Source organism: Leucobacter chromiiresistens (assembly GCF_900102345.1).
Lineage (GTDB): Bacteria > Actinomycetota > Actinomycetes > Actinomycetales > Microbacteriaceae > Leucobacter > Leucobacter chromiiresistens.
The window spans coordinates 836,125-855,585 of sequence record NZ_FNKB01000001.1 but is presented as its reverse complement, the minus strand read 5'-3'; the positions used below and the strand labels follow the sequence as shown (position 1 = coordinate 855,585).

Annotated in this window: 8 protein-coding genes; 2 read left to right on the top strand and 6 right to left on the bottom strand. The window is 73.6% G+C overall.

What is annotated here, in order from left to right; genetic code table 11:
* Nucleotides 1-63: 63 nt before the first annotated feature.
* The 3 genes from BLT44_RS03935 to BLT44_RS03925 form a co-directional block, all read right to left on the bottom strand.
* Nucleotides 64-1,662 (bottom strand): alpha/beta hydrolase, encoded by a 1,599-nt coding sequence (locus BLT44_RS03935; protein WP_010155407.1) that lies wholly within the window; start codon nucleotides 1,660-1,662, stop codon nucleotides 64-66.
* A gap of 11 nt (nucleotides 1,663-1,673) precedes the next feature.
* The gene (locus BLT44_RS03930) at nucleotides 1,674-2,843 is read right to left on the bottom strand and encodes a DNA polymerase III subunit delta' (RefSeq protein WP_010155408.1); all 1,170 of its coding nucleotides are present in this window, start codon (nucleotides 2,841-2,843) and stop codon (nucleotides 1,674-1,676) included.
* Between the two features lie 276 nt (nucleotides 2,844-3,119).
* Complete coding sequence (locus BLT44_RS03925; protein ID WP_010155410.1) at nucleotides 3,120-3,767, bottom strand: YigZ family protein; 648 nt, start codon at nucleotides 3,765-3,767, stop codon at nucleotides 3,120-3,122.
* 52 nt (nucleotides 3,768-3,819) lie between these two features.
* Here BLT44_RS03925 and BLT44_RS03920 point away from each other — a divergent pair, with 52 nt between their 5' ends.
* Nucleotides 3,820-4,200: an RNA-binding S4 domain-containing protein gene (locus BLT44_RS03920; RefSeq protein ID WP_074689945.1), complete on the top strand. Its 381-nt coding sequence runs from the start codon at nucleotides 3,820-3,822 to the stop codon at nucleotides 4,198-4,200.
* On the opposite strand, the gene BLT44_RS03915 is transcribed toward BLT44_RS03920, so the two are convergent.
* Complete coding sequence (locus BLT44_RS03915; protein WP_074689943.1) at nucleotides 4,197-16,088, bottom strand: isopeptide-forming domain-containing fimbrial protein; 11,892 nt, start codon at nucleotides 16,086-16,088, stop codon at nucleotides 4,197-4,199. The two genes, BLT44_RS03920 and BLT44_RS03915, sit on opposite strands and share 4 nt — an antisense overlap.
* Before the next feature lie 269 nt (nucleotides 16,089-16,357).
* Here BLT44_RS03915 and BLT44_RS03910 point away from each other — a divergent pair, with 269 nt between their 5' ends.
* Complete coding sequence (locus BLT44_RS03910) at nucleotides 16,358-17,344, top strand: hypothetical protein (protein WP_040505154.1); 987 nt, start codon at nucleotides 16,358-16,360, stop codon at nucleotides 17,342-17,344.
* Between the two features lie 71 nt (nucleotides 17,345-17,415).
* On the opposite strand, the gene BLT44_RS03905 is transcribed toward BLT44_RS03910, so the two are convergent.
* Complete coding sequence (locus tag BLT44_RS03905; protein WP_029608110.1) at nucleotides 17,416-18,480, bottom strand: Rv2578c family radical SAM protein; 1,065 nt, start codon at nucleotides 18,478-18,480, stop codon at nucleotides 17,416-17,418.
* A 49-nt stretch (nucleotides 18,481-18,529) separates the two neighbouring features.
* Nucleotides 18,530-19,456: a helix-turn-helix domain-containing protein gene (locus BLT44_RS03900; protein ID WP_081473302.1), complete on the bottom strand. Its 927-nt coding sequence runs from the start codon at nucleotides 19,454-19,456 to the stop codon at nucleotides 18,530-18,532.
* Between the last annotated feature and the right edge of the window lie 5 nt (nucleotides 19,457-19,461).

Sequence of the window (19,461 nt, the reverse complement as noted above, 5' to 3'; positions counted from 1 at the left end):
AGAACGCTCTCGCACACGAGAGATCACTTTAGCACGTTCTGGGAGGCGATGCTGCACGCCCGTTCAGGAGCACTGCGGATCCGACGCGGGCGTCGCACCGGTGAGCAGGTACGCGTCGATCGTGTCGTCGATGCAGTCGTTCTCGCCGTACGCGGTGTGGCCCTCGCCCTGGTACGTCACGAGCACGCCGCTCTCGAGCTGCTCGGCGAGCGACTCGGCCCAGCGGTACGGGGTCGCAGGGTCGCCGGTGGTGCCGACGACGAGGATCGGCGCGGCGCCCGCCCCCGTGACGGGGCCGCGCTCCGAGGTCGGCTGCTCGGGCCAGGCCGCGCAGGCGAGGTCTCCGTACCCCTGGAACCTGCCGATGGTCGGCGCGATCTCGTCGAGCTCGGCCGCGTCGGCGCGCATCTGATCGCGGTCGGAGCTGCCGGCCGGGTAGTCGAGGCAGTTGATGGCGGTGAACGCCTCGGTCGAGTTGCTGAGGTAGGCGCCGTTCTGGCGGTCGTAGTAGAAGTCGGCGAGCATGAGCCCGGTGTCGGCGTCGCCCGCCGCCACGGTCGAGAAGAGCTCGTCGAGGTAGCCCCAGTTGCTCTGGCTGTAGAGCGGCGTGATGATCGCCGTGAGCATCGTCGACACGGTGAAGGCCCGCCCGTCCGATCCGGTCAGCGGCTCGGCCTCCACGCGGTCGAGCAGCGCGCTGATCTGCGCCATCGCCACGTCGACGGGGCCGTCGAGCGGGCAGTCGTCGCGGGTGAGGCAGTCGGTCGTGTAGGCCCGCAGCGCGGTCTCGAAGCCGCGCGTCTGCTCGCGGACCACGTCGGCGAGCGTGGCCGACGGGTCCATCGCCCCGTCGAGCACCAGTCGGCCGACGCGCTCGGGGTACGCGTCCGCGTAGCGCGCGCCGATGTAGGTGCCGTAGGAGTAGCCGAGGTAGTTGAGCTGGGGGTCGCCGGCGATGGCGCGCAGCATGTCGAGGTCGCGCACCGTCTCGGCGGTGCTCACATGCGCGAGCAGGTCGCCCGACTGCTCGAGGCACGCCTCGCCGAAGTCGCGCTCGTGCGCGAGCGCCGCGTTCATCCAGGCATCGCTGCCCATCTCGAGGCCCTGCTCGGCCGGGTCGACGCCGAAGAGGTAGTCGTCCATGGCCGCGTCGTCGAGGCAGGTGACGGGGGTGGATGCGCCGACGCCGCGCGGATCCCACGCGACGACGTCGTAGGCCTCCTGCACTTCGGTCTGCACCGCGCCGCCGACCCCGCCCGAGAGGTAGTCGATGCCCGAGGCCCCGGGCCCGCCCGGGTTGACGAACAGCGTGCCGATCGCGTCTCCGCCGAGGGCCTGCTGCTTCACGAGGCTGAGAGAGATGGTCTCGCCCGAGGTCTGCTCCCAGTCGAGCGGGGCGTGCACGACGGCGCACTCGAGCCCGTCGCCGCACGGAACCCAGTCGGGCTGCTGCGCGCCGAAGCCCTCGACGGTGCCGTCGGGCCGGGGCGGCAGCTCCGGTTCGCGGGCGGTGGCCTGCTGCACGAGGGCGGCGATCGGGGCGCAGCCCGTGATCGCGAGCGCCGCGGTGGTCGCGAGCGCGACGATGCCGAGCAGCCGCCGACCGCGCGCCGAGCTCGACCGGCGGCCGCGAAGCGGGGCGGCGCTCGGCGTGCGACTCATGGGCGTCCATCTCATCGGGGTGCTCCGATCTCGGCGGCGCCCGGTACGAGCGTGTCGGCACTGCTCTGCGTGGCGAAGAGGGCTTCGAGCACGAGCCCCGGGGTGATGCCGCGCCCGAGCCGCTCGCGGGCGACCTCGACCGCCGTCACCACGGCGAGGGCGCGCTCCGGCCCCCACCGCTCGGCGAGGTCGGCGATCGCTGCCGCGCGTTCGCGGTTGATGAGCGCCGGCTCGCCGTGCAGGGCGGTGAGCAGCACGTCGCGGAAGAGGGAGAGCAGGTCGGTGAGGATGCGGTCGATGCCGTCTCGCAGGCTGCGCGTCGCGCGCCGCTTCTGGTCTTCTTCGAGGGCGCGGATCTGGCTGCGCATCTGCGGCGGGATCGCCGCCCCGGCGGCCAGGCCGAGGCTGCGCAGGGCATCCTCGCGCTCGCGCTGGTCGAGGGCCTCCGTGAGGGCGGCGGCGTCGGCCTCGGCGACCTTGACCAGCGTCGCCGCTGCGCGCATCGCGTCGCCGAGCGTCTGCACGCCGAGGGCGGCGTCGAGCGTGCGCTCACGCCGTGCGAGCGCCTCCGGGTCGCTCGCGAGTCGGCGCGCCATGCCGATGTGGCTCTGCGCGAGCCGGGCCGCGCGCTCGGCGAGCTCGGCGTCCATGCCGTCGCGCTCGTGCAGCAGCCGCGCGATGTCGGCCGCGCCGGGCGTGACGAGGCGCAGCGAGCGCGCGCGGGAGCGGATGGTGGGCAGCAGGTCGGCCTCGCTCGGCGCGCAGAGGATCCAGATGGTGCGCTCGGGCGGCTCCTCGAGCGCCTTCAGCAGCACGTTGGACGTGCGCTCGGGCATCCGATCCGCGTCCTCGATCACGATGACCCGGTATCGCCCTTCGGCCGGCGAGTAGTGCGCCGTGGTGACGATGTCGCGTGCGGCCTTGATGTCGATCAGCAGCTTCTGCGTGGTGAGCACGCCGAGATCGGGGTGGGTGCGGGCGCGCACCTGGGCGAACACGGCCTCGCGATCCGGCCCGCGCGAGATCAGCGCGGCGGCGAAGCGGAAGGCGAGGTTCGAGCGGCCCGAGCCGGGAGGGCCCGTGATGAGCCAGGCGTGCGAGGGCGCCGCATCGGGCGCCGCGGCCGCGTCCAAGGTGCGCACCGCCTCCGGTTGACCCACGATCTCCGCCCAGTACTCCACCCCGGAATCGTATCGCGCCGCACCGACACCGGGATGGGCGCAGACGCCGCGGGTGAAAGTGCGGGTGAATAGTGCCGATCCGCCTCCCGATCGCCCGGGCGCGGTCGTATGCTGTTCAGCGGTTGAAGATTCGTTCCCCCGAGTTCAGACCATCCTCCCGAGCCGCACTTCCCCAATAGGCGCGGGAGACACGCCCCCGGCCCTGTCCCCCAGGACGCCGGGGGCTTTTTCGCGCCCGGCGCTCGGTGCCCGGCGCCCTGGGGGCCGGGCACCGACTCACGGCGCGAGGCGCCCCGCGCCGGTCGCGAGGTCGACGTACGCGGCGTCGCCCACCTCGACTGCGGCCGCACCGGCGCTCAGCTCCGCCGCGAGCGACGCGAACGCCTCGACCTCGTCGTCGGCGAGCGCGAAGCGCTGCACCACGCGGTCGGTGTACTCCGCGGCTCCCACGGCGTACCCCCGCCGCCGCGCCTCGGCCTCGATCTGGGGCGCGACGTCGTACGCGCAGCTGAGGGCGACGGATCGCCGCAGCCCGCGCCGCTGCCGCCGGGCGAGCAGCGTCGCGCTCGCCACGGTCGAGCGGTACGCCCGCGTCAGCCCGCCCGCCCCGAGCAGCACGCCGCCGAAGTAGCGAGTCACGACCGCCACGACATCGCTGAGGCCCGCCGAGACGAGCGCGTCGAGCATCGGTGCGCCCGCCGTGCCGCTCGGCTCCCCGTCGTCGTTCGAGCGCTGCACGCGCCCGTCGGGGCCGAGCACGAACGCCGAGCAGTGGTGCCGGGCTCGCGGGTGCTCGGCGCGCACGCGGGCGATGACCGCCCGCGCGGCGGCCTCGTCGTCGACCCGCTCGAGGCGCACGAGAAACCGCGATCGCGAGATCTCCTGCTCGGCGTCCACCGCCGCCGCGATCGTCTCGTACTCCATCGCCCTCGCTCCGACAGGGGGCGCGCCCTCCGCCCCGGCTACCATCGAGTCTATGGCCGGTGACAGCGTACGAGTCGACACATGGGTCTGGGGCGTGCGCCTCGCCAAGACGCGGAGCCAGGCCACCGCCGCCTGCCGCGCCGGGCACGTGCGCGTGAACGGCGCGACCGCGAAGGCGTCTCAGGCGGTGCGGCTGGGCGACGAGGTGCGCGTGCGCCGCAACGGCTTCGACACGATCTACCGCGTCGCGGGGCTCCCGGTGCGGCGCGGCAGCGCCGCCGACGCCGCGCAGCACTTCGACGACCTCACGCCGCCCCCGCCGCCGCGCGTCGAGCGGCCCGCCGAGATCGTGCGCGACCGGGGCGCGGGCCGGCCGACGAAGCGCGAGCGGCGCGACATCGACCGGCTCCGCGGCCGGGGCGACGCGGGCTAAGCCGCCGCCTCCCGCTCCCGGCGCCGCCGCGTCTCCAGCAGCACGCCGGCTCCGGCGAGCAGCATCAGCAGCGCGGCGAGCGCCGCGAACGCCGCGGTGTCGGCGCCCGTCGTGGCGAGCCCGGGCGCGGCCGCGACCGGCGCGGTGACCGAGGCGGCGAGCACCGCGTCCGCGGTCTGCGCGGTGGGCGTCTCGACCGTCGCGGAGTTCGCGACCGACGGGTACGCGCCCTGATCGACGTGCACGAAGAGCGCGAATTCGGCGCGCTCGCCGACCGCGAGGCCCTGCGGCAGCGTCCAGGTCACCGTCGATCCCGAGACCTGCACGGTGTCGTCGGGCGAGGAGGCGAAGCGCAGGCCGGCGGGCAGCGCATCGGTGACGGTGATCGGGCCCGGGTCGAGCGTCGGCCCGCGGTTCTCCACCGCGATGCGGTACTCCCCGATCTGCCCGACCCGCAGCTCACCGATCACCGTCTTCTCGGTGACGAGCGTCGCGACGGGGTCGACGCGCACGACGGCGCTCGACACGTCGTTCGCCGGGTTCTCGTCGTCCGCGGCGCTCACCGAGGCCACGTTCGCGAGCCCGTCAGCCGAGACCACGGTGTCGGCAACGGCGGCCTGCAGCGTGATCTCCACGGTCTCGCCGACCGCCAGGCTCGCGCCCGCGTCGATCGGCGTCCACGTCAGCCGCTCCGCGCCGGACGCGCGGGCGGAGGCCGGCTCGAGCGCCTCGGCGGGGCTCCCGGCGACGGAGACGCGGGCGCTTCCCGGCACGTACGACATGCCGAGGGGCAGCGCGTCGACGACCTCGATCGGGCCGCGCGCGATGCTCGGGCCCTCGTTGGTGACGAGCAGGCGGTAGTCGGCGGTGCCGCCCGCGTTCACGCGATCCTGCGCGCTCGTCTTCACGATCGCGAGATCGGCGCGCGCCGCCTCGTCGCTCGCGTCGTCGGCGACCGGACGGTTCGCCGAGTTCGCGGCCGTCGCGTCCGCCAGGTTGACGAGCGGTTCGCTCACGTCGAGGGCGGGGTCGGTGCGGTACGTGACGATGAAGGATCGCAGCTGCTCGGGGCCGACCTGCTGCGTCCCGGTCAGCGCGAACGTATCCCAGCCCGGGTTCGCCGTGCCGTCGGCACCCAGGCCGCCCGCGCTCCGCGTCCACTCGCCCGACTCGCTCGCCACGGCGACGAAGGCGAGGCCCTCGGGCGCCTGGTCCACGACGCGCACCTCTCGCGCGTCGGCCGGGCCGTCGTTGCGCACGGTGATGCGGTACGACACGTCGGTTCCGGGCACGACCCGCGGCACGGGGTCGAAGGAGGCGGCCGGCGTCCACGCGCCGTCGGACTGCACGACGCGCGTCTTCCAGAGCGTCAGACTCGTGCGGTCGTCGGGCGAGAACGCGGCATCGTCGGTGTCGTTCGCCGGTTCGGGATCGACCGTCGCACCAGCGCGCACCGCGGCGGTGTTCACGATCTCGCCGCCCGTCCACGCCGCGTCGACGACGCCGGTCAGCGCGAGGTCGGGCTCGTCGCCCACCTGCAGGGATGCGCCCGTGTACGTCCAGGTGATCGTGTCGCCCGCACGCGCCGCGCCCCAGCCGCCGGCGTTCGAGAAGCTCGCGCGCCACAGGTCCGTCGACGGATCCTGCGCGAGGGCCGAGATGCCCTCGGGGAGGGTGTCGGTGACGGTGATCGGCTGCGCCTGGGTGCTGCGCGCGGTCGACGGCCCGAGGTTGCGCGGCTCCAGATTCCACGTGACCGCGGCACCGGCGGTGATGTCCTCCGGAGCCGAGACCACGCGCTTCGCGAGCGCGAGATCGGCCTCGATGGCGACGTCGATGAGGTCGGCGGCGCGGTCGTTCAGCGGGTTGTTGTCGTTCGGGCCGTCGACGAGCGCGACGTTCTCGATGCCGGAGCCCGGCGCGAGGTCGGCGTCGATCGACGCGGTGAAGGTGACGACCACGGTCTGCCCGGGGGCGAGCGTCAGGCCGGCGGTGGTGTCGGCCCAGGTGAGCGTGCCGCCCGAGACCGCGGGTTCGACCGGTACGGCGTCGCCTCCCGCGATCGCGACCGAGGCGGAGCCGGCGACGTAGCCGAAGCCGGCGGGCAGCTCGTCGGTCACCGCGATGGGGGCGTCCGAGATGCTCGGCCCGTGGTTCGTCACGAGCAGCCGGTACTCGGCGGTCTCGCCGGCGACGGCGGCCGCGGTGCCCTCGGGGGCCGTGTGCGCCTTCTCGATCTCGAGATCGGCGCTGCGCGTCGGGGCGACGCCCTCGTCATCGCTCGCGTACGCCCGGCCTCCGTCTGCCGACCGCCAGTTCGCGGCCGAGGCTTCGACGGTGTTCACGAACGATTCGCCGTTCGGCATGGCCGGGTCGCTGCCGTAGGTCACGATGAAGGATCGCGCGTGCTCCGCGCCGCGCTGCTGCGTGCCCGCGAGCGCGAACGTGTCCCAGTCGTCGCTGCTGCCGGCGCTCGACGCACCGCCCGCCGTGCGGCTCCATGCGGCCGCGCCCTCCGACTCGTGGGAGTCGTAGCGCAGCCCCGTCGGGGCCTCGTCGACGACGGTCACGTCGCGCGCATCGGCGGGGCCGTCGTTGATGACGGTGACGCGGTAGCTCACGTCGTCGCCGGGGCGGAACGCGGGTACGGGATCCTGCTCCGCCGCGACGACCCACTCGCCGTCGACCTGCACCACCCGGGTCTTCGCCACGCGCAGCGCGGTGGCGTCGCCGGGAGCCGCGGTCGCGGTGCTCGCGTTGTTCGAGCCCTGGGGATCGCGCGTCTCGCCGGGCACCGCCTGGGCGGTGTTCTCGATCGCACCGCCCGTCCAGGAGGCGTCGATGGCGCCGGTGAGCGAGATGTCGTATGCGCTGCCGTCGAACGCCTCGCCCGAGCCCACCGGCAGCTCATCGCCGGTGAAGGTCCAGGTGATGGTGTCGCCGGCGCGCGCCGGGAACCCCGCCCGCTCGCCGTCGCGCTCGACGGTCGCGGCCCACATCTCGGTGGAGGGATCCGCGACCTGCGAGACGCCCGCGGGCAGGGTGTCGGTGATCGTGATGGGCGCGCCGCCCGTGCTCACCGAGACCGAGGGCCCCGCATTGCGGGGAGCGATGCGCCAGGCGATCGCCTCGCCGGCGGTGATGCCCGACTCGGGGGTGGCGCGCTCGTCGAGCGTCTTGGAGATCAGCAGATCGGCGAGGGGCACGACGGTGATCGTGTCGTCGTCGCACCCGGGGGCAGCCGGGGAGGCCGGGGCCGGAGACTCGGGCGACGCAGCGCACGCCTCGTTCGTGACGGCGGTGCGCGTGCCGATCTCGGCCGTGACGCGCGCCGAGAGCTGCAGCTGGGGCGCCGAGGCGCCGGGGAGCACCGTTCCGGCGTACGCGGCCACCACCGCGGTGGTGCCGTCGGCGCCCGGCGTCGCGCCGGTCACGCTCCACCCGTCGCCCGCGGCGCTGCCGTCGATGTAGGCGAGCCCGGCGGGCAGGGTGTCGGTGATGGTCAGCGTGTTCGACGACGAGGGCCCGCTGTTGCGCGCGTCGAAGGTGAACACGACCGTGTCGCCGATCTCGAACTCGTCGGGCGCCGCCGCGACGTGCCCCTTCTCGAGCTCCACGTCGGCGTTGCGCGTCACCTCGACGGCCGCCGAGTCGTCGTTCGGGTGCGGATCGCCGGAGGGCTCCGGCGTCTCCGACGCGACCGCGGCGGTGTTCGTCAGGGTGCCCGCCGCGAGGGTCGGCGCGAAGCGCGCCTCGAACTCGATGACGGGGGCGATGCCGCGATCCGCATCGGCCGCGGTATCGGCCGGGAGGCCCGCGGCGAGCGTGAAGGTGACCACCTGCGGCGTCTCGGCGTCGGCGTCGGATGCTCGTACGATCCAGGGGCCGACCGAGGTGAGCGCCTCGTCGATCGTGACGCCGAGCGGGAGGGTGTCGGTGACGACGATCGGGCCGACCGCATCGCTCGGGCCGAAGTTGCGCACCTGCAGGCGGTACCAGGCCGACTCGCCGGCGAGCACGCCGGCGTCGGCGATCGCGTCGCCCCCGGGTGCGTCGATCACGTGCTTCTCGATGCCGAGGTCTGCCGCGGCGACGACGGCGACGGTCGCCGCATCCTCGTCGCTGCGCGTTCCCGCACTGTCGCTCCAGGTGAGCTCGGCGGTGTTCTCGAGCTCGACGCCGGCGAGCACCGTCGGCGCGACCGCCGCGGTGACCCGCAGCGTGCTGCCGCCCACCGGGAGCAGGCCGTCGTTCTCCGCGTACGCGCACGAGGCGCTGCGCGTGCCCGGCGCGGAGGCGTCGCAGTTCCACCCGTCGCCCGAGACGGCCACGAGCGTCATGCCCTCGGGCAGTGCGTCGGCGATCTGCGCCGGCGCGGCGGAGGGCCCCTCGTTCGTCACCTGCAGCGTGTAGTCGACGGTGCCGCCCGCGAGCGCCGTGCCGCTGTCGGCGGTCTTCTCGACCGACATGGTGGCGGAGCGCACGAGGTCGATCGCATCCTCGGCGTGGTTGTTCACGGGGTCGGTGTCGTTCGGCGCCGACACGTCGGCGGTGTTGCGCACCGCGGCCTGGGGGGCGAGGTCGGCGTCGACGTCCGCGACGAACGTGATCACGGCGGCGGCCCCGAGCGGCAGATCGGCTCCGCCGGTGGCATCCGCCCAGGTGAGCGTGCCGTCGACCGCCGTCGGCTCGAGCGCGACCGGAGCCGCGCCGTCGACCGAGACTGCGGCGGTGCCGGCCCGGTAGGCGAAGCCGTCGGGCAGCGCGTCGGTGACCGCGATCGGGGCGTCCGAGTCGCTCGGCCCCTCGTTGGTGACGGCCAGCCGGTAGGTCACCGAGCCGCCCGCGGGCACCGCCTCGCCGGCCGCCGGAGCCGTGTGCGACTTCGCGATCGACACGTCGGCGCGGCGGTTCGAGCCGGTGCTGTCGGTGGCTTCGGGCTCGTTGCCCGAGTTCTCGGCGGAGGCGACCACCGCGTTCGTGATGGTGTTCAGCACGGACGGCGACGAGTCGTACGTCACGACGAACGAGCGCGTCGTCTGCGGGGCCTGGGAGCCCTGCAGGTCGAAGGCGTCGGCGGTCGCGGTGTGGCTGTCGCTCCACGCGGCGCCGTCGATCCCGACGTGGCTCGAGTAGCTCAGGCCGTTCGGGCGCGTGTCGGTCACGCGCACCGCGCGGGCGTCTGCCGGCCCGTTGTTCGCCACGTCGATGCGGTAGCTCACCGCGGTGCCGGGCACGAACGGCTCGTCCGCCGTGGCGGGGCGCCAGGTGCCGGCGTCGTCGACCACGCGCGTCTTCGTGACTCCGAGCGCGGTGCCGTCGTCGGGCGTGACGCCCACCTCGGAGGTGTTGTTCCCGTCGCCGCCGACGGGCTCGGCCGTGGCGCCCGGGGCGACCGCGGCGGTGTTCCGCAGCTCGCCGGTCTGCGATGCGAGCAACGTGCCCGTCAGCGTCACCTGCGCGGTCGCGCCGACCGGCATCGCAGCACCCTGGTAGGTCCAGACGATGTCGGTGCCGGCGTCCACGCCGCCCGCGGGAACGGCGCTGCCGTCGGCGAGCGTCGCCGACCAGTCGGCGTTGCTCGACGGGGCGGCTCCGGTCACCCCCTCCGGCACCGTGTCCGAGATGGTGATCGGGGCGTCTGCACTCGCCGCCGAGACCGACGGGCCGAGGTTGCGCACCGTGATGCCCCACGTGATCGGGGAGCCGACGACCGGGGCGACCGTGTTGACGACCTTCTCGACCGCGAGGTCGGCGATGGGATTCAGCGCCTGCTGCGCGGTCGACGTGTTGTCTGCGCGGCGGTTCTGCGCCTCGAAGGTGCGTCCGAGCACGTCGGCGGTGTTCGACAGCTGCGCCGCACTCGCCGTGGCCGTGGCGTTCGCCGTGACGTCGGCCGTGAGCACGATGCGGTCGGAGCCGTCGGCCTTCAGGCTCGTCGTGGTCAGGCCGACCGCCATCGAGCCGTCGCTGTTCAGTGTGAGGGGGAGCGCCGAGCCCGTGGTGTCGCTGGAGCTCGCGTAGTACCGCGCCGAGAAGGCGCCGGTCTGCACGCCGTTCGGCTGCACCGTGGCGTCGGTGAAGGCGAACGGGCCGAAGCTGGCGTCGGGGCCCTGGTTCGTCACGGTGACCCGCCACTGGGGCTGGGCGTAGCGGCCGCTCACGGGGCCCTGACCCGGCACCCAGGCGCCGGTCGCGAGCCCGTGCAGGTTCGTCGCCTGCGATCCCGTGCCGGTCACTCCGCCGACCGCCCGCTTCTCGACGTGCAGGTCGGCGTCGCGCAGGAACGCGCTGTCAGCCGCGTTCGCTCCCGTGTAGCTGCCCGACGCGCTCCCGGTCGCGTTTCGACGGTCGGTGGTGACCGCGCTCAGCGTGTTCGTGTGCGGGTTCGCCGAGCCGACGCCGGGCGCGGTGAGCGCATCGGGGTTCTTCGGCGTCGCCGTGTAGCGGATCGTGATGCTCTGGCCCGGCTGCAGCACGACCGGGGTCGAGGCGTCGACCGAGTCGCTGCCGAACGTCCACACGAGCGGGCCGTTCGCGCCGCCCGCGGGCGGCGTCGAGGCCACCGTCGCGCCGGCGACCGTGATGCGCTTCACCTCGGTGAACGTCCAGTTCGCCGGAAGCGTGTCGGTCAGCACCACCTTCTGCGCAGCACCGCCGTTCGCCGCGTTCGTCGCGGTGAGCACCCACTCGAACGGCTCACCGGCGTAGGCGGACTTCGATGTGTCGGCGGCCGCCTTGGCGAGGGTGACGCGGGGAAGGAGTGGCGTGACCGTGGCCTGCGCGGTCTGCGTCGACGTGAAGCGCTCGCCGTTCGCCGCGAACGACTCGTACCCGGCGATGCCCGCCGTGTTGCGCTTCGCGCCCGAGGTGAGCGTCGCCGACGGCGAGAACGCGGCCTCGTACGTGAGCGCGACCGTCGCGCCGGGTGCGACCGGGCCCGGAATGCTCCAGGTGATCGTGCTGCCCGACTTCGAGACGGCCCCCACGGGGGCGGCGGCACCGCCGATCTTGAACGTGGACTCGTCGACGACGATTCCCGCGGGCACCTGATCGGTGATCGTGGCGTTGTACGCGTCGCTGCGGCCGGCGCCGCTGCCGTTCACCGCGCGCACCTCGTAGGTGAAGCGCTGGTCGACCTGCCCGTTGGCGGAGGAGGTGTACGCCCCCGTGGCGCCGGTGCGCTTCACGCCCTTCGCCACCGTGAGCTGCGGGCGCAGGATGTCGACGCCGGCAGAGCTCGCGAGCGTCTGGAAGCCCGCGTTCTGCGCGGTGCTCGACTTCCACATGAAGTTCGCCGTGTTGCCGACCCGGGCGTCGGTCACGAGATCCTTCGCGATGAGCACGTCGTAGCGCAGCACGAGCACCCGCGCGTCGGCGCTGCTCGCGATCGTGCCGTCGTTCGCCGTGTACTCCCAGGTGCGGGTGTCGCCGCCGCTCGCGGTGATCGACCAGTTCGCGGTGTCGTCGGTCGCGGCGCCGCCCGCCGTCTCCACCGTCACCGACGCGTTCGAGATCGGCTGGCTCGTCTTGAGGCCGATGTCGTCGAGCTGCACGTCGTAGTAGTTGACGTACGGCTGCAGTGCGACGCGCACCTCGTACTCGGCGGTCGCGCCGACGGGCGCGCTCGCCGTGGGGCCGAAGGCCGCTCCCGACCCCTGCACGCGCACGTGCTTGGTGATCGCCGCCGTGTCGGCGGTGACGGTCGCCGCGCTCGACGCGGTGAGGGCGCCCCCGCGCTCGTGATCGGCGTCGATCGCGGCGGGCAGGGTGTAGCCCTGCACGTCGACGGTGTTGGTGTACGTCTGCCCGGCACCCGCCTGCGGGTCGAGCTTCGCCCGGTAGGTCAGGGTGACCGCGCCCGGCACCTCGCGCAGCTCGGCGATGTCGGCCGGGTCCCAGACGATGCTGCCGCTGCTGCCGTCGAGGGCGCCCGCGGCGATGTCGACCGAGCCCTGGGGCAGGGGCGCGCCGTTCACGGTGAAGGATGCGGGGTCGACCCGCAGCCCGGCCGGGAGCCGGTCGGTCACCACGTTGTCGTAGCTCTTCGGCGACGAGGCGCCGTTCCCCACGACGATCGTGAACGTGACCGGCTGGTCGACGTTGACCCCCGTCGCTTGGCTCGCCGACTTCGTCACGGCGAGCTTCGGCTCGACGGCCTGCACCGGCGCGTTCGCGGCCTTCGTGCGCTGCGCGCCGCCCGCCGGATCGTCGAAGGTGAATACCGCCCGATTCTGCAGCGCGCCGGGGTTCGTGTCGCCGACCCAGTAGGTCGCCTGCACGCGGAACACCTGGTCGCCGCTCGTGCGGTTCGTGTACGTCGCCGGGAAGCCGAGCTCGCCCGCTGCGGAATCGGAGCAGGTGAAGCCCGCGAGCGCACCGGTGCCGCACGCGTCGGGGATCGCCGTGGCATTGCCGGGCGCGAAGTACTGCGCACTGCCCGCGACGTACCGGGTCTCGACGGGCTGGCCCGCCGCGTTCGTCAGCGTGCCGCGGTCGGCGAGGGTCGCGTTCGACACCGACGTGCGCGCCGGAATCGTGACCGAGTACTCGAACGTCGCGTACTCGCCCTGCACGATGGCGCCGGCGGCGTTGTTCGGGTCGCTGACGTCGGCCGAGCTCGGCGAGATCTCGGTCGAGACGAGGGTCTTCGCCACCGCGGCGTCGGGGAGGTGGATCTCGGCCGCGTCGTACGTATCGGCGTCGCCGAACCCGACCTCGCCCGCAGCCGGGGTGCGGTTCGTGAGCAGCTGGCCGCCGCCCTCCCGCTGGGGCACCACCGTGGTCGGCTCCGCGGAGGATCCGGGGTGCGGGATGTCGTAGCTCACGATGCCCGCCGTGTTCTCGTAGCTCTGCGCCAGCTGCGCCGCGGCTCCGCCGGAGCCGTCCGGTACGTTCAGCGCGTACCCCAGCGTGAGCCCGCGCGTCACCGCGGCGGTCGTGCCGGCCTCGGGCGACGAACCGGGCACCTCACTCGAGATGGTCCAGATCACGACGGATCGGCCGGCGTACTCCGCGCTGAGCTGCGGCCCGTCGCTCGGCACCGCGTCGACGGCGGTCGCCGTGAAGTCGGCGGTGCCGAGCGGCGTCTCCGGGCTGCCCGGCATGCCGCCGTCGTAGAGGCTGGCCGTGAAGCTGCCGGTCGCGATGTCGGCCGCCGTCGCCCCCTCGGGCAGCACGTCCCAGATCTCGTAGCCGCTCGTCGTGTTCTGCGGAGCGGTGACGTCGATGCGGTAGGTGACGGTGTCGCCCTGCGCGACGGTCTCGCCGCTGCCGCCCTCGCCGAAGGCGCGGTTCGCGCTGCCGCCGGCGTGCGTGTTGGTCTCGATGCCCTTCTGCAGCGTCGCGCCCCAGTCGAGGTCGATCGTCGCGTCCGAGCGGCGGAAGGCGAGTTCTCCGTCGACGTTCACCTGCTGGTACTTCGCGTGGTTCGCGGGGCTGTCGAGATCGTCGGCGGAGGCGGACTGCGCCGTCACGACGCCCTCGATGAAGACCGTGAGGGAGCTCCCGAGCGGCATGAAGCGGAAGTCGCCGCGCTGCTCGCCCAGATCCCACGAGAGGTGCGCGCCGTCGACCGCGGGCTCGGGAATGTACGCCAGCGGGAAGCCGCTGTCGGTGCGGGACTGCGGAGCGGCGGTGTCGGCGGCGTCGGCCATGCCGGTGAACGCGTACTCCGCCTGCACGAAGTCGACGCCCGCCGGCAGGTAGTCGTCGAGCACCGGGTTGCGGGTCTCGGCGCCCTCGGTGAAGGGCACCTGAATGCGGTACCAGACCCGGTCGCCGGGTGAGAACGGGGCCGATGCCCGCTTCTCCCAGGCTGCGGGATCGGCGACGCCCTCGTCGAGGGTCCGGCCGCGGGCGAGCACCTCCTTCTCGATGTTCGTGAAGTGCGACGTGATGGTCGCCTGCGAGTCGTCGAGCGGGTGGCGCTCGTCGCCGACGCGCTCGAGCAGCGCCGCGTCGGCCGCGATCGCCGCGATGGGCGAGGTCGTGCCGGTGATCGACACCCGGTTGACGAGGCGGTCGCCCGAGCTCGTGCTGCCGTTCGCCCCGGTGTAGTTCGGGCGCTGCATCAGGGTGTACCGCACATCGGCCGAGGCGTTGGCCGCGATCGCGTCGACCGCGAAGACGACGGTGAACACGCCCGAGCCGGCGTCGAACACGATCGATTCGACGGTGGCCGCGTCGACGGCGGCACCGGTTTCAGCGCTCGGGTAGTCGCAGGCGGATCCGCGAGTCACCGCCTGGCTCCAGGCGGCTGCGTCTGCGTAGTCGCCCGCCCCATCGCCGTTCACGATGCTGAGCCGCGGCGCCGTCGACTGCTCGGGGAAGGCCGGGCAGAGTCCGTTGGGGATCACGTCGGTGAGCCGCACGTCGCGCGCATCCACGTACTCGCTCGCGCGCACCTGCAGCGAGTAGTTCGCCAGCGCACCCGTGGTGAAGGCGTCCTCCTGCACGCTCTTGATGACGTGCAGGTCGACGGCGTCGACGGTCTCGGTGTCGGTGTCGGACGTGGTGCGCAGGGCGTCGTCGTCGTCGAGCACCGGCCCCGTGAAGGCGCCTGAAGCGGTGGCGGCGTTCGTCAGCGCCTGCGCTCCCGCCGGGGCGGCGGCGTCCGCGCTGCCGTGACGCGTCGAGGGGCCCGTGTTGTTGCCGAGGTTCGCGCCCTGCAGCCCCGAGGCGGCGTCGGGCGCGGCCCCCTCCCACAGCGCGTTCTCGAACAGCGGCACCGCTGCGTAGTACTTGAGCTCCACGGAGCCCGAGGTGCCCGCCGATGCGGGGAACGACTGGGCCGTGCCGCCCGCGAGCTCGTTCAGCGTCCACGTCACCTTCGTGTAGACCCCCGCCCCGGCGAGTCCGAGCGCATCCGCTTCGGCGGCGGAGAGCTCGACGGTCTCCACGCGCTCGGCCGCGGCCGAGGCGAGGGGGCTCAGCGCGGGCATGCGCCGCGGCTGCCCGTCGACGCTGTACTCGCCCGATCCTGCCGCTGTGTTGTCTCCGCCCGCGAGCCCCAGGTACTCCAGCCCCGCCGGGAGGTAGTCGGTGACGGTCACGCCCGAGGTCGGGGCCTCACCCGTGTTCTGCACCCGAATCGTGTAGACGGTCGGGTGGTCGTGCACGCCGCGCAGCAGTTCGCGCTCGGGGCTCGGCTCCGACTTGGTGACGCGCAGCGCCCGCACGTCGGGCTGCGCGAAGTCGGCGTCGACGCCCGGCTTGGAGGTGTGATCGGAGGTCTTGGCCTTGCTCTCCGAGCCGTCGAAGGCGGGCAGGCGCGACGGATCATCGCTCGTGTACGCCGTCGCGTTGAAGGTGATGGTGCTGCCGACGGGGTACGCGGCCGCGTCGGGGCGCACCGTCACGTTGAGCGGTACCGTGCCGCCCTGCGGCAGGTCGTCGATGTTCGCCCACACCCACAGCTGCTGCCCGGCGGGCACGGCGCACCGGTTCGCCGGCCCGGCCGGATCGAGCTCGGAGGCGGGGATCAGGCCGCTCGCGGCGCAGCTCTCGGCGGTCGCCGGGGCGGTGCGCGATGCGTTGGGCAGCACCGAGAGCGGGCCGTAGACCTGCGTCGGCTGCTGCGATCCTCCGCCCTCGACGAACGAGACCGACTCGGGCAGCAGCGCAGAGACGCCGAGGTTGAACTGCTTGCCGCCGTCGGTGTTCGCGATCTCCACGGCGAACGAGGCGTCCTCGCCCGCGAGGATGAAGTTCTTCGCGCCGGCTCCCGCGCTCTCGACCGTCACCTTCGGGGCCCACTCGGCCGCGGCCGCCTGCTGCGCGCCGACGCCGACGGCGACGAGGGATCCCGCGACGATCGCGCCCGTCGCGATGCTCGCGATCAGTGAACGAATGCGGCTCCGCCGAGCTCCCACGACTGCTGTCACCATGTTGTCCACTGTTCCTTTGCGCGCACCAGGGCGCCCCGCCCGACGAAGTTCGAGGCGACGCTCGGTGCACAGTTCGCGCGTCGCCCGGCGGTGCGGGCACACGGCCCCCCACCACAAACTCGTTCAGCTAACCAGAACGGCAGCGCGTCGCAGCGCGCTTTCGCGCAACTTCACCCGCGTTTTCACCCGCTGCCGCCGTGTCGCCGCGCGGGCCGCGCGGGAGCGTCACGGCCGCGTCGCGCCCGCCCGCCGAGCGCTACACTCGCTGGGTGCCCGTCGTCGCCGTTCTCGATCCGCCCGAGTGGCGCGCACGCGAGCGCGCGCACGTCGAGCGGGCGCACGCACTGACCGCCGCGCACCGCGATCGGCGGCTGCGACGCGAGCGCCACCCGGTCGAGGACTTCCTCTGGACGTACTACTCCGTGAAGCCGACAGAGCTCGCCCGGTGGCACCCGGGGGCTGCCGTGCGGCTCGCGGACGCGCCGGATCGCGCAGCGTGGAAGCACTACCGCGCAGCGGGCGGCTGCGGCGCAGGCGGCAGCGCCGACACCGGTGCCGGTAGCGCCGCGGAGGTGGACCTGCGCGCCTTCTTCGAGCGGCGCGGCGGCACCGTCGACTACGTCGAGCGGCTGCTCGACGCGACGCTCTCCCGGCCGCCCCGCTTCGGCTGCTTCGGTCTGCACGAGTGGGCGATGGTGTACCGCATGACGCCCGAGCAGGTGCGCCACGCGATGCTGCCCCTCCGCATCGGTCACGAGGCCACCGACCAGGTCGTCGACTCCCACCCGATCAGCTGCTCCCACTTCGACGCCTATCGCTTCTTCACCGCCGACGCCTCGCCCCTCAACGCGCTGCGACCGACGCGCGAGACGCAGCCCGAGACCGAGCAGTCGGGGTGCCTGCACGCGGGCATGGACGTGTACAAGTGGGCGGCCAAGCTCGGGCCGATCATCCCCGGCGAGGTGCTGCTCGACGCCTTCGTGCTGGCGCGCGACATCCGCGAGGTCGACATGCGCGCCTCGCCGTACGACGTGAGCGCGTACGCGGGGGCCGACGGACGGCCGCTCGCGGCCGTCGCGATCGAGACCGCCGCAGGCAAGCGGGAGTACGCGCACCTGCAGCGCGGCTTCGCGGCGCGCGGCGATGCGCTCCGCCGGCGCGTGCTCGACGCGATCGCCCTGGCCCGCGCCGCCGCTCCCGGTGCGAGCGGGGTCACTTCTCGTGCCTGTCGCCCGTCCGACACGCACGAGAAGTGACCCCGCTTCAGGGGACGGAGCTCGGCGGAGCCGGGCGGGGCCGGGCGGAGCCGGGCAGAGCCGAGCGGCGGTCAGAAGAGCGTCGGCGCCGGAGCGCCCGGCGCCGACTGAGCGGCGGCCGACTGCGCAGCGGAGTTCTGCGCCAGGGTGCGGGTGCGCGAGGTGCCCGAGCGATCGAGCCCGTACCGCGCGATGAGCGGGCGGATGCGCGCAGCGAGCTCCATGCGGTACGCCTGCGGTGCGCGGCTCGAGGCGCCGGGGAACAGCGAGCGGTAGCGCGGCAGCAGCTCGGGGTGCTCGCGCTCGAGCCAGGCGAGGAACCAGGGCTTCACGTGCGATCTCAGGTGCAGCGCCCCGTAGACGACGGAGCGCGCTCCCGCATCGCGGATGTCGCGGAGCAGCCGGTCGAGCTGATCCGGGCCGTCGGTGAGACCGGGCAGCACCGGCATCAGGAAGACGTCGGCCGCGAGCCCCGCATCGCGGGCGGCGGCGATCGTGTCCAGTCGCGCGCGCGTGGTCGGGGTGCCCGGCTCGATCGACTGCTGCAACTCGGGGTCGCCCACAGCGATCGACATGGCGAGCTCGACCGGCACCCGCTCGCCCGCCTCGGCGAGCAGCGGCAGATCCCGCCTGAGCAGCGTGCCCTTCGTCAGGATCGACATCGGCGTGCCGCTGCGGGCCAGCGCCGTGATGATGCCCGGCATGAGGCGGTAGCGCCCCTCCGCGCGCTGATAGGGGTCGGTGTTGGTGCCGAGGGCGACGCACTCCCGCGCCCAGCCGGGCCGCGCGAGCTCACGCCCGAGCACTTCGGCCACGTTCACCTTGACGACGATCTGCGCGTCGAAGTCCTTCCCCGTGTCGAATTCGAGGTAGCGGTGCGAGCCGCGGGCGAAGCAGTACACGCAGGCGTGCGAGCAGCCCCGGTACGGGTTGATCGTCCACGAGAACGGCATCGACGAATCGCCGTGCACCCGGTTGAGGGCGCTCTTCGCCAGCACCTCGTGGAACGCCATCCCCGCGTACTCCGGCGAGCGCACGGTGCGCAGGTGCCCCGGCACCGCCGCGACCTGCGCTGCGTCCAGCCCCGGGAGCACCCCGTCCTCCGGCGCCGCCATCGTCTGCCCGCTCCACCTCATGCGACCATTCGAACATATGTTCGAATGGATTGCAACGCGGTATCTCGCGCTACCCCGCGCGCCAGCGCGTCGGCGAGCAGCCGTACGCCCGCGTGAAGGCGCGGATGAAGGCGGCCGAGTCGGAGTAGCCCGCCTCCTCGGCGATCGCCCGCACCGTCAGGCCGCTGCGCTCGCGCGCTTCGAGCAGCTCCGCGGCCCGGCTCAGCCGCACACGGCGCAGGTACGCCGCCGGCGAGTCGGATGCGCCGGCGAAGAGCGCGTGCACCTGGCGCACCGACAGGAAGTGGTGCGCCGCCAGACGCTCGACGGTGACGCCCGGGTCTGCGCAGTGGTCACGCAGCCACCGCTGCAGCACCGCCAGCCGGGCCCGCCGATCCGCCTCGGGCGCCGCATCCCTCGTCAGCGCGCGCATCACCACGGCCAGGGTGTCGCTCACCGCACGCGCGATGCCGGATCCCGCGTGCGCATCGAGCGAGAGCTGGCTCGACTGCAGGCTGAACAGCAGCGCCCGCAGCGCCGCCTGGCCGGGCACCGCGGCCCCGGTCGCCCGGGCCACCGACTCCCCGATCGCGCGATCCGAGAGCCCGAGCGACTCCCGCGTGAGCTGCAGCACGATGAGATCCTGGCCGCGCGTCGGCACCGACATGCGGTACGGCTCGCCGGCGTCGACGAACGCGATGGACCCGGCGCCGAGGCGCGCGCCGCGCCCCCGCTGCGACAGCGTCCACGCACCCCGCAACTGCATCATGACGAGCAGATGATCGGTGGCGTCGGCCTCGACCAGCGCACGCGGCCGCTCCGCCTCGTGCGCGTCGAACGAGACCCGGCTCACCCACATCGAGGGCGAGATGCGGCGCTGCGCGACGCGGGCCGAGAAGCGCGACCCGTCGCCCCGGCACTGGAGCGGCACGAACATGCGGCTCGCGACGCGCTGCCACGCGTCGACTCCTCGAACACTCAGCAGCTCCATTGGCATCCCCC

Coding starts and splice junctions, on each gene's coding strand:
- BLT44_RS03935 (WP_010155407.1), bottom strand. CDS start 1,662: ATGAGTCGCACGCCGAGCGCCGCCCCGCTTCGCGGCCGCCGGTCGAGC.
- BLT44_RS03925 (WP_010155410.1), bottom strand. CDS start 3,767: ATGGAGTACGAGACGATCGCGGCGGCGGTGGACGCCGAGCAGGAGATC.
- BLT44_RS03920 (WP_074689945.1), top strand. CDS start 3,820: ATGGCCGGTGACAGCGTACGAGTCGACACATGGGTCTGGGGCGTGCGC.
- BLT44_RS03915 (WP_074689943.1), bottom strand. CDS start 16,088: ATGGTGACAGCAGTCGTGGGAGCTCGGCGGAGCCGCATTCGTTCACTG.
- BLT44_RS03905 (WP_029608110.1), bottom strand. CDS start 18,480: ATGAGGTGGAGCGGGCAGACGATGGCGGCGCCGGAGGACGGGGTGCTC.
- BLT44_RS03900 (WP_081473302.1), bottom strand. CDS start 19,456: ATGCCAATGGAGCTGCTGAGTGTTCGAGGAGTCGACGCGTGGCAGCGC.